At 64.5% G+C, this 6,971-nt stretch carries 5 protein-coding genes and 1 pseudogene; 1 reads left to right on the forward strand and 5 read right to left on the reverse strand.

Going from position 1 to position 6,971, the window contains the following annotated elements:
• Window positions 1-334, forward strand: a pseudogene (locus ABYW26_RS08250) (ketol-acid reductoisomerase); the annotation flags it as partial.
• Window positions 335-623: 289 nt separating this feature from the next.
• Here ABYW26_RS08250 and glmM read toward each other — a convergent pair.
• The 5 genes from glmM to ABYW26_RS08275 form a co-directional block, all read right to left on the reverse strand.
• Complete coding sequence (gene glmM / locus ABYW26_RS08255) at window positions 624-1,970, reverse strand: phosphoglucosamine mutase (protein WP_372604292.1); 1,347 nt, start codon at window positions 1,968-1,970, stop codon at window positions 624-626.
• A complete protein-coding gene (gene folP, locus ABYW26_RS08260; protein WP_372604293.1) occupies window positions 1,967-2,977 on the reverse strand; it encodes a dihydropteroate synthase in 1,011 nt (336 codons plus the stop codon). Before folP ends, glmM begins: the two co-directional genes overlap by 4 nt.
• A gap of 39 nt (window positions 2,978-3,016) precedes the next feature.
• On the reverse strand, window positions 3,017-3,946 hold the full coding sequence (locus ABYW26_RS08265; protein ID WP_372604294.1) for a dihydroneopterin aldolase: 930 nt from the start codon (window positions 3,944-3,946) through the stop codon (window positions 3,017-3,019).
• Between the two features lie 68 nt (window positions 3,947-4,014).
• Complete coding sequence (locus ABYW26_RS08270) at window positions 4,015-4,707, reverse strand: cell wall hydrolase (protein WP_372604295.1); 693 nt, start codon at window positions 4,705-4,707, stop codon at window positions 4,015-4,017.
• A gap of 185 nt (window positions 4,708-4,892) precedes the next feature.
• Window positions 4,893-6,971: putative PEP-binding protein (locus ABYW26_RS08275; protein WP_372604296.1), on the reverse strand; the 2,079-nt coding region annotated here is incomplete at its 5' end.

Genomic DNA, 6,971 nt, shown 5'->3' on the forward strand with positions numbered 1-6,971 from the left:
CGAAGTGAAGCTGATCGTCGACCTGATCTACGAAGGCGGCATCGCGAACATGGACTACTCGATCTCGAACACCGCCGAGTACGGCCAGTACGTCACCGGCCCGCGCATCCTGCCCTATGAGCAGACCAAGAAGGCGATGAAAGAGGTCCTGAACGACATCCAGCAGGGCAAATTCGTGCGTGACTTCATGCTGGAAAATCAGGTTGGCCAGCCCTTCCTGAAGGCCTCGCGTCGCGCCAATGACGAGCACCTGATCGAAGAAACCGGCGCCAAGCTGCGCGGCATGATGCCGTGGATCTCGGCCGGCAAGATGGTCGACAAATCGAAAAACTGATCCGCAGTCCGGATCATTGGAAAGGGCGCCTTGACCGGGGCGCCCTTTTTGCTGCGCGGCGCCCGGACCGGCGGTCGGATTTGAGTATTTTTGCCAAGAAAAAGAGGGGCGCGTTCACGGATTCTTAACCGGCGCGCATTTAGGCTGAGCACGCGGAACAGGCTGGAGAGCCGATGACCGTCCAAGGAAAAGACGCCCCGGCCCAAGGCCGGATGGCCCGCAGTCGGGGCGCACCTTTGGTCTTTTTCTTGGTCTAAATACTCACTGCGCTGACGCCGGGATCGGGTGCTCAGGCTGTGGCGTGCTCGACGGCTTGAACAACGGACTCCACCGCGGCGCTCAGGGTGGCCTCGTCTTCGGATTCAGCCATGACGCGGATCAGCGGTTCGGTGCCGGATTTGCGGATCAGCAGGCGGCCATTGCCGTTCAGGCTGGCCTCGGCCTGGGCGATTGCGGCTTTGACATCCTCGGCGTCCAGCGGTTTCTGACCGGCCGAGAAGCGCACGTTTTTCAGCAATTGCGGCACTGGTTCGAACTGGTGCACCAATTGCGAGGCGGGCTGGCCGGTTTCGACCATTGCCGCAAGAAACTGAAGCCCCGCCAGCAAGCCGTCGCCGGTGGTGGCATAATCGGTCATCACGATATGGCCGGATTGTTCACCGCCCAGATTGAAGCCGCCTTCGCGCATCCGTTCGACCACATAGCGGTCGCCGACCGCCGTGCGTTCCAGCCGCAGACCGCGCGCGTCGAGATAGCGTTCCAGCCCCAGATTGGACATCACCGTCGCCACCAGAGCCCCGCCTTTCAGCCGACCCTGATCGGCCCAGCGCGCCGCCATCAGCGCCATCAGCTGATCGCCATCGGCGACCTTGCCGGTCTCGTCGATGATCATCACCCGGTCAGCGTCGCCGTCCAGACAGATCCCGACATCGGCACCGTGTTCCAGCACGGCTTGCGCGGCGGTTTCCGGTTGGGTCGAGCCGCAATTCTGGTTGATGTTCTGGCCATCTGGGGTGACGCCGATCGCGATCACCTCGGCGCCCAGTTCCCACAGGACTTCGGGTGCGGTGCGGTAGGCGGCGCCGTTGGCGCAGTCGATCACCACTTTCATCCCGTCCAGCCGTTTGCCTTCGGGAAAGCTCATTTTCAGGCGTTCGTTATAGCGGAACCGGCCATCGTCAATGCGTTTGGCGCGGCCGATGTTCTGGGCCTGCGCGACCTCGACACCGGCATGGGTCATGCGTTCGATCTCGGCCTGCGCCTCGTCGCTCAGCTTGAACCCGTCGGGGCCGAAGAATTTGATGCCGTTGTCATGGTGCGGGTTGTGGCTGGCCGAGATCATTACCCCGACATCCGCCCGCATCGATTGGGTCAGCATCCCGACTGCGGGCGTCGGCACCGGCCCCAGCAGCAGCACGTTCATCCCGGTCGAGGTGAACCCCGCCGTCAGCGCATTTTCGAACATATAGCCTGACAGGCGCGTGTCCTTGCCGATCACCACACGGTGCGCGGTTGAGCCATCGCGGCGAAAATAACGCCCCGCCGCCGCCCCCAGCCGCAGCGCCAGATCGGCGGTCATCGGCCATGTGTTCGCGCGGCCGCGCACGCCATCGGTGCCAAAGAGTTTGTCGCTCATGCCTGCCCCCAGACTGCCTGTGCCAGGGTCAGTGCCTGACGGGTTTCAGCAATATCATGCACGCGCAGGAACTGAACCCCCTGCGCCACCCCGGCCAACGCGATCGCCACCGAGCCGGGGGTGCGGTCGGCAGCATCCTGCGCATTTCCGATCACACCGATGAAACGTTTGCGCGATGCGCCCAGCAGGATCGGGCAACCCAGACCGTGAAACAGGCTGAGGCCGCGGATCAGCGCCAGATTATGCTGGGTGGTCTTACCGAAACCGATGCCCGGATCGACCACGATGCGGGCGCGCGGGATGCCGGCGGCGATGGCGAAATCAACGCGCTGGGCCAGCCAGTCATAGACATCAAGCAGCACATCGTCATAGCGCGGATCGGCCTGCATCACGTCGGGCGTGCCTTGGGTATGCATCAAACAGGCCGCCGCGCCGCTTTGCGCGGTGACGCCGGGTAGCGCCGGATCAAAGGTGAAACCGGCCACGTCATTGACCAGATCGGCACCGGCAGCCAAGGCCTCGCGCGCGACGGCGGCCTTGCGGGTGTCGATCGAAATCGGCGTGGTCACCCCTGCCCCTCGCAGCGAGGCGATCACCGGTGCGGTGCGAGCGATTTCCTCGGCCTCGGGCACTTCGGCGGCACCGGGGCGGGTGGATTCGCCGCCAATGTCGATCATGTCGGCGCCATCGCGGATCATCTGTTCAGCATGGGCATGGGCGGCTTCCAGCACGTTAAAGCGGCCGCCGTCGGAAAAGCTGTCTGGGGTGACGTTCAGAATGCCCATCAGGTTGGGCCGGGTCATGGCAAGGCCCGTGACATCGGCGCGGGGCGCGGTCAGGGCCTGCACCACCGCATCGGGGATCTGATCGGCGGCAACCAGACGCGGCGGTGCATCGCGGCGCAATTCCTCGGCATGGGTAAACCATGTCCAGCCGCCAGCCAGCGTCAGGGCGCTGGTTGGGCGGTGCAGGTCGGTCTGGGCGATGGGGCGATAATAACGGCGCATGTCAGCGGTTTTGAGCGATTGCAGCCCGGGGCGCAAGGCTCAGAGCAGGTCCAGCGCGCGATCCAGCGTCACGGCCTCGGCCTTGTCGGCATGGCCCGGCGGCAGATCGGCCCCGATCACCACCGTGCGCGCGGCGTCGAATTGGCCCGCCAGCCACAGCGACAGTGCCACCGCATCGCGCGGGCTGACCGAGGGCGGATGCGCCGCATCCAGCACCAGTTTCGAGGGCGCCCAGACGCTGATCTGGCCGTGTTTCATCGCCCAGTCGATTTCGGTGCGGGTGTTGGTCACGACACAGCGCTTATCGCGCCCGGCCAGCACCCAAGCATTCTGTTCGATCGCCAGCAGGTCGATCCGCCGCTGCGCTGGCCGCACTGCCGATTGCGGCGCGGGCAGGTCGGCGGGGCCGACGCACAGGATCACCGGCGCGGCGCGGTCCTGAAGCCGGTCCAGCCAGCGCGGCAGGTCAGGCGAAGCAATCGCGGCGTTCGACAGGAACAGCACCACCGGATGCGGCACCGGCACTTGCGCGGTGACCGGGCCGGTCTTGTCGCGGCTGCGCACGATCTCGACCCCCAAGGCCCCCGGCCCGCGATCCAGCTTTTCGATCCGCACGAAAACCCGCAGCGGCTGCGGTTCAGCCAGCAGGCGCAGGGCGATGCGTTCGGCCAGAGTTTCCAGCAGGTTCAGCCGATCCGAGGCCAGCTCGGCGTCGATGGCTTCGATAATGGTGTCATAGGACAGGATCTTGTCGACATCGTCATCCAGCGGCGCCGGGTTCGGGCGCAGTTCGACGACGACGTTAAAGCGCACCCGTTGGGTCGCGCCGCGCTCGGCCTGAAAGGCGCCGATTTCAACCTCGACCACCCAGTCGCGCAGGGAAATCCGGTCGCGCGGGTCACCGTCGGTCTCCATCGCTTCGGAGCGGGCCGAAGGATGCGAAAAGGCAAGATGGATGTCGTTGGTCACACGCGATCTCCGAGGGCAGCAAGTGGCGGCACAATCGGTGATCTGCCGCCGGGGGGCAACCCTTGGGATCAGTTCTGGCTGATGCGGACCGGGTTGCGATAGAACAGGTGCTGGCCGATGGCCGCGGTGCGCTGGAACTTTTGCGACCAGCGCGGGCTGACGGCGCGGGTGTGGTAATAGGTTGCGCCATCGGTCAGGTTGGCGTCCAGCCCGTCCAGCATGATGCGGGCGATCTTGCCGACACGCTCATACGCGGCGGGTTCGCGGATCACTTCATTGAAGCCATCGCAGGTATAGGTGAACTGGCACTGGTATTTCTTGCCGGTGCCCTGATGGATCACACCGCAAACCGTGTTCGGGAACCGCGACGATTCGGTCCGGTTCAGGATCACTTCGGCAACGGCGAACTGGCCTTTGACGCTTTCACCGCGGGCTTCGAAATACAGCGCCTCGGACAGGCACTGCCAATCGGCGCCACCGGTGGCAACCGGGCGGGCATCAATCCAATCGCGGGTAAAGGCAATGTCATCGACCGAGGCGGTCTTGGCCGGTTTCGCGGCAACCGGGCTGACAAGCTGTTCAAGGCGTTTCATCCCCACCGCATCAAGGCCCAGTCGTTCGGCCCCCAGCAAGGTGGTAATCCGGTCATCAAGCACTGCCGTCGGATCGTTCGAGGTCGAGATGGAAACATCTGCCCCTGCCGCCCCCCAAAAGGAAAGCACCGTCGCGACGCAAAGCGCCCAAGTAAACCGGTTTCGCATTGTTCAGCCTCTTTGTGGCACGACCTTTGCGGGTCGCCGCGAGGCTGGGATAAGCGAATCACAGGCGTCAGTCTACAAAAACTGCCGTGATTTCATGCAACGGGCAGCAGGGTTGTGCAGAGCGCAAAGCTCCGAACCCTCCTGTTACCGCCCAAAATTGCAGTAAAACAAGGGAAAGACAAGGGCTATTCTTGAATTTCTCGCACAGAACCGCTTAGCGCTAACTGAGCGGCAGCCAGCCGAGCGACCGGCACCCGGAATGGCGAACAGGACACATAGTTAAAGCCAGCCTGCCGACAAAAGGCGATAGATTCGGCATTGCCGCCATGTTCGCCGCAGACCGACAGAACAATGTTTTTGCGCGCCGCGCGGCCCCGTTCAGCCCCGATCAACAGCAATTCGCCCACCCCATCGACGTCCAGCGTGTGGAACGGGTCTTCGGGAAAGACCTCTTGCTGAACATACGAGCCCATGAACCGGCCAGCGTCATCGCGGGACAGACCATAGGTCATCTGGGTCAAATCGTTGGTGCCGAAGGACAGGAAGGCCGCATGTTGCGCGATTTCACCAGCCCGCAACGCGGCGCGCGGCGTTTCAACCATGACCCCCAGCCGGTAATCGAAATCCTGACTCTGCTCGATTCGAACAGCGGCGGCGATGGCATCGACACGGGTTTTGACCAGCTCGACCTCGCGCTTGGCCGAGACCAGCGGGATCATGATTTCCGGCACCACAGGGTCGCCGCGGCGACAGACCTCGACCGCGGCCTCAAAGATCGCGCGGGCCTGCATTTCATAGATTTCCGGCACGGTGATCCCCAGACGGACCCCGCGCATCCCCAGCATCGGGTTGAATTCGCTTAAGGCCTCGACGCGCCGGGTCACGTCCGACAACGGCAGGTCCAGCGCCTCGGCCAGTTCGCGCATGCCTTCACGGCTGTGCGGCAGGAATTCATGCAGCGGCGGGTCGAACAGGCGGATACAGACCGATTGACCCTGCATGATCTCGAACAGGCGGATAAAGTCCTGCCGTTGCATCGGCAGCAACTGGTCCAACGCGGCGGCACGGTCTTCGGGGGTGTTGGCGAAGATCATCTCGCGCATCACGGTCAGGCGACCATCCTCGAAGAACATGTGTTCGGTCCGGCACAGGCCGATGCCCTCGGCGCCGAAATCGCGGGCGATCTGGGCGTCGGTCGGGGTGTCGGCATTGGCGCGCACGCCGATGTCACAGGCATCTTCGGCCCAGCTCAGCAGCGCCCGGAACGCGTCGTCCAGCGCTGGCGGCAGCATCTTGGCCTCGCCCACCAAGGCCTCGCCCGCGGTGCCGTCGATGGTGATGATATCGCCCTCGCGGAACACCCGGCCATCGGCGGCGCGCAGGGTCTTGTCGCGCCAACGCGGGGTCATGCCCGACACGCCCACCACGCAAGGCAGACCCAGCCCGCGCGCAATCACCGCCGCGTGGCTGGTCATGCCGCCGCGTTCGGTCAGAACCGCGCTGGCGGCGTGCATGCCGCGAATATCTTCGGGGGCGGTTTCCCGGCGCACCAGAATGCAAGGCTCGCCGCGCGCGGCACTGGCCTGCGCGTCAGCGGATGAAAACACGATACGCCCGGTGGCGCCGCCGGGGCTGGCGGCGATGCCGCGCGCGAACACGTCGCGCTTGCCATAGGGGTCAACCTGACTGTGCAGCAATTCGGTCAACGCCCGCGGCTCGATCCGCAACAGCGCCTCTTCGCGCGGGATGATCCATTCCTCGGCCAGCGCCACGGCAATCCGCACCGCCGCCCGCGACGAGCGCGACACCCGCACCGCGTCCAGAACTTTCAACTCGCCCGCTTCGATGGTGAATTCGATCTCCATCTCATCGCGCAGGCGTTGGCGCGTGACCTTGCCCCAATCGATCAGTTGCTTGAACACATCCGGGCAATGTTCCTCAAGCGAGCGCCCGCGGTCATCCTTGGTCAGGTAGAACACGCCATCCGGCTGGCTAAGCGCGGCACGGCCCTGGCTTTGGCTAAGATAGCGGCCAGTGATCTGCGCCTTGCCGGTGACCGGGCTGACAAACTGGATCACGCCCGAACCGCTTTCGGCCGGACCAAGCCCCATCGCCATCTGCTGCACGACCAGCCCCAGACCGGCATCCGCCGGGGCGCCCTTGGCCTGACGCAGCAGGCGGGCGGTCGTGCCCTCCCATGCGCGCGCCATCGAGCGCAGAACCTCGATCAACTGCCGGTTCGCGTCCTGCGGGAAGGGTTCGTC

Source organism: Actibacterium sp. (assembly GCF_041584535.1).
GTDB lineage: Bacteria > Pseudomonadota > Alphaproteobacteria > Rhodobacterales > Rhodobacteraceae > Actibacterium_D.